Origin of the sequence: Methanosarcina sp. UBA5, assembly GCF_002505485.1 — an archaeon.
Lineage (GTDB): Archaea > Halobacteriota > Methanosarcinia > Methanosarcinales > Methanosarcinaceae > Methanosarcina.
On the sequence record NZ_DAVG01000096.1, the window covers coordinates 1 to 3,511 of the forward strand.

The window sequence follows — 3,511 nt, forward strand, 5'->3', positions numbered from 1 at the left end:
TGCTCCGATGGGGATTCGAACCCCAGTCGCAGGAGTGAGAGTCCTGAATGATTGGCCGAGCTACACTATCGGAGCAGCTTGTTATCTTATTATTATGCTTTGCCTCTCAGGCAGCATATCTTCAAGTAATTTATAAAATATAAACCTTTCGTATGAGTTTTAAAAAAATAGAGGAACTGCCGGAACGGTATTATCCCATCCGGCAAGCTTAAGAAAATATTCCAGGAAGCTTTCCTTAAATTTGACTTAAATTTGAAGGATAATCCGATTCCAGCTTCTCAGGTTTTGGCTGTCGGTATGTATGCTATAGATGTCGATTTGGCTGTCCTGACAGCTTTATACGAACATAGCCTGGGGAATTGAAGGTTCTTCAGTATTTACAACCTTTTCGTGCGCTTTAAGGAAGTCTGCCATAGTGATCTGTTTACCGCGCCTGCGCAGCACAAAAATTCCGGCTTCCTTGACGATAACGCTGATTTCTGCCCCGCTCATACCTGTCGTAACTTTTGCGAGTTTCTCGAAATCCACATCATCTGCAAGGTTCATCTTGCGGGTGTGAATTTTAAGAATTTCAGCTCTTCCTTTCTCATCAGGGAGTGGAACTTCAATAGACCTATCAAACCTGCCAGGCCTTAGGAGAGCAGGATCAAGCAGGTCAATCCTGTTGGTTGCAGCAACGATCTTTACATTGCCTTTAGGATCAAAACCGTCCATCTCCGCAAGGAGCTGAAGCATAGTCCTATTGACCTCGGCCGAGCCGCTGGTTCCATCATAGGTTCTCATGCTGCCGACAGCATCGATCTCATCTATAAAGAGAATGCTTGGTGACTTATCCCGCGCAAGCTGGAAAATATCTTTGACAAGCCTTGAGCCTTCACCTACGAATTTCTGGACAAGGTCAGATCCCGACATTCGGATAAATGTTGCTTTTGCATGAGAAGCTATAGCTTTTGCAATAAGCGTCTTTCCCGTACCGGGAGCCCCATGGAGCAGGACACCTGAAGGGGGTTCAATTCCGATGTCCTCGAAAAGTTCAGGCTCAGTAAGTGGTAGTTCAACGCTTTCCCGAACTTCCTGAAGCACATTGTCCAGCCCACCAATCATGCTGTAGTCTACCCCAGGAGAATTAATGAGTTCCATCACCTGAGCCCGCACATCGGCTGCCCTGCTAACTACTGAAATAATTGAGTATGCCCCATTTACTGCAACTCTCATGCCAGGCTCAATCTTTCCAATGCACTCTTCAGGAATCTGGGTAAGAACCTCCTGGTTATTTCCATGCTGCCTTATAAGTGCAATTTCCCCATTTACCTCAAGAATGGTTGCAATAAAGAGAGGAGGCTCGGTAAGCTGTTCCAGATGAGCTTTCAATTTGTTGATTTCCTGAAGGTGCCGGCCTGTTGCCACACTTGCTTCAAGGAGCCGGGCCTTCATGTTCTCGTTCTGGACCCTCATAATTTCTATTTCGGTTAAGAGAGATTTCACATCTTCAGCATTGATCTTCCCGCTCTCAAGCTGGAACTCTACCCTTGTTTTGATATCTTCCAGAGAAGATCTTATCGCACTGTCTTCTGACACTTGAAAACCACCTTTTTTATTGCATGAAATTGAATTTATGCTTGATCTAAAGATTAGTTAACTCAGGAGTTATTGATTTGTTAATAAGTTTATTTGAAGGCAAACTGGCCTGCTGGATCTATAATGCAGGTCCGTAACCAGTTAACTGGCTATGACTAGTTACCCAGTCCAGTTACCCAGCTAAGCTTTAAGCGTTATTTTTTGGAGAGGCTATTCACCTATATAGTTTATCTCAGGAGAGTCACATTTTTTCCTGGCTTTTACAAGAAGTAAAGCAAGAAGTAAAGCCTGAGAAACGGGAAAACTAAGAATCCTCTTCATAAAATCCCCCTTTGTAGTATGACTTACAAAGATCAAAGGTTAAAATGACATTTAAAAGGCACTCTTACTTTTCACAGTATATGTAAAGATGTTGGAATTAAATATATATATAAATATAAAAAGGATATATATAAGTTCTTGTAACACCTGAGACTATGTTAATATCCCTACTGCCTGTTTAATATCCCGATTAAAAATCTATTCAATTCTTTGATTAAATTGCTTTCGGACACTCGCTTGAGATTTGTTGAAATTTATATTCCGTTCAGTTATCATATTCCCTTTTTCTATATTATACATGTCGTTGAATTATGAAAACTTAATATGATTACTTTAGAAGTGTTTAGATAGAAGATATAGAAAAAGGAACTGGGTTTTAAACTCAAATTTTTAATCTAGCTTTTTAATATAGCTCTTCAATTCTTTTATTTATCTTTTTAATTTAGCTATTTAATTTAGCTATTTAACTGGTTCTAATCCTGACCGAGAAGGACAAAGAATATAATCCTTTCCCCGACTTGGAAGAAAAAATTGCCGGAAAATTGTATCCTTTTGTAAACCTTTAAAAAGCTATCATTACTTGTCAAATCAATCGTCAATTTATTCTTTTATTTACAATAGGGGATCAGGCACTAGTGCTTCGATTCCAAAATAAATTCACTGTTTACTGGGAAATTTATAATCGGGAAATAGGTTCAAAAATCAAGTTTTATGAACTTACTTCGGAATCATAGTACTAGATATAAAATTTACTTAACTAAATCGGAAAATGACGGAACAAGCTACAGAATCAAAAAGTTAGAAAGATAGATTTAATAATAAAAGCATGATATCATTCCACATGCATACGCCTCAGGATTTTCTAAGAGTAGGCGCAACAATCACATTTGTTGGTTTTATTATATTATTAGTTGGTATAATTCTTACCATTATACAGCATCCTGCAAACAGCCAGATGGGCGGCCTGATAATGATCGGCCCAATTCCAATAGTTTTTGGCTCCTCTCCTGAAATAACAACAAATATGCTGGGACTTGGATTAATAGTATCAATTCTCTATCTATTTCTATGGAAAATGAAACATTGATTGATGGAAGCATGTTTTTTTCGATTGGATTTTTCACAATACTCATAGGATTTCTGCTAATTATGGTAGGTATAGCTCTAAGCCTGTACCAGGAATCCAGATCAATGCAAAGCTACTCAAACAGGACAGACGCACACAGGAAAGACTCATTTTTTGAGAGTACTTCAAACTCTGAGAGCTCTCTCCATGAAAAGCCCTCAGAAAGAAAAGTCGAATCCGAAATCAAAACCGGAGGAGTGATCATGATCGGCCCGATCCCAATCATTTTCGGAAGCGACAAAGAAAGTGCAAAAACCGCCGCAATCCTCGCAATAGTACTCATGCTTCTTAGCCTGTTGATCCTCAGAACCTCCTTCTTCTAAATCCCATTTCCGTCTTTCTTGCCGATTTCCAGAAAAACTATTTTGAATCTGCCTGAAATGTTCATTTTCAGTAATTCTCCACTAATAAACCAGCCTGTATTATAGTCTCTCGGTTCTGCATTATAAATCAGCCGTCTTGAGCGCAACCGTTGCGCCGGTTGAT

3 protein-coding genes and 1 tRNA gene are annotated in these 3,511 nt (G+C 39.4%); 2 read left to right on the forward strand and 2 right to left on the reverse strand.

Annotated elements, in window-relative coordinates:
* Window positions 1-75, reverse strand: a tRNA-Glu gene (locus BP621_RS10595).
* A 261-nt stretch (window positions 76-336) separates the two neighbouring features.
* On the reverse strand, window positions 337-1,578 hold the full coding sequence (locus BP621_RS10600) for a proteasome-activating nucleotidase (protein WP_292389731.1): 1,242 nt from the start codon (window positions 1,576-1,578) through the stop codon (window positions 337-339).
* A gap of 1,162 nt (window positions 1,579-2,740) precedes the next feature.
* Here BP621_RS10600 and BP621_RS10605 point away from each other — a divergent pair.
* Both BP621_RS10605 and BP621_RS10610 read left to right on the forward strand, forming a co-directional pair.
* On the forward strand, window positions 2,741-2,986 hold the full coding sequence (locus tag BP621_RS10605; protein WP_292389734.1) for a TIGR00304 family membrane protein: 246 nt from the start codon (window positions 2,741-2,743) through the stop codon (window positions 2,984-2,986).
* The gene (locus BP621_RS10610) at window positions 2,968-3,348 is read left to right on the forward strand and encodes a TIGR00304 family membrane protein (RefSeq protein ID WP_292389736.1); all 381 of its coding nucleotides are present in this window, start codon (window positions 2,968-2,970) and stop codon (window positions 3,346-3,348) included. The genes BP621_RS10605 and BP621_RS10610 overlap by 19 nt, the downstream gene beginning before the upstream one ends.
* The last annotated feature ends 163 nt before the right edge of the window (window positions 3,349-3,511 follow it).